This window comes from Streptomyces sp. MBT65 (genome assembly GCF_016612545.1).
In the GTDB taxonomy this organism is placed as follows: Bacteria; Actinomycetota; Actinomycetes; order Streptomycetales; family Streptomycetaceae; genus Streptomyces.
The window spans coordinates 1-419 of sequence record NZ_JAENRY010000775.1 but is presented as its reverse complement, the minus strand read 5'-3'; the positions used below and the strand labels follow the sequence as shown (position 1 = coordinate 419).

Sequence of the window (419 nt, the reverse complement as noted above, 5' to 3'; positions counted from 1 at the left end):
GGCCGGGGGCGGCGGCCGGGTCGGTGGCGGCGGCCGGGCCGGTGGTCGAGGGGCTGGCAGGACCGGTGGAACTGGGAGTGCCGACCGCGTCTGTGGCGGCAGCCGAGCCGTGCAGACCGGTGGCCGAACCGGTGGCCGAGGGACCGGCAGGTCCGGGCCGGCTGGGAGTGCCGGCCGCGTCTGTGGCGGCAGCCGGGCCGGGCAGACCGGTGGGCGAAGGGTCGGCGGGACCGGGCTGGCCGGGAGTGCCGGCCGGGGCGGTGGCGGCAGCCAGGTCGGGCAGACCGGTGGCCGAAGGGCCGGCGGGACCAGTGGAGCCGGGGGCGGCGGCTGGGCCGGGCAGACCGGTGGCCGGGTCAGTGGTCGGGGAACCGGCGGGACCGGTTGAGCCGGGGACAGCAGTCGCGTCGGTGGCGGTG

Annotated in this window: 1 pseudogene; it reads right to left on the bottom strand. The window is 80.4% G+C overall.

Annotation, left to right across the window (positions count from 1 at the left end):
• Positions 1 to 419, bottom strand: a pseudogene (locus JHN63_RS53810) (hypothetical protein); the annotation flags it as partial.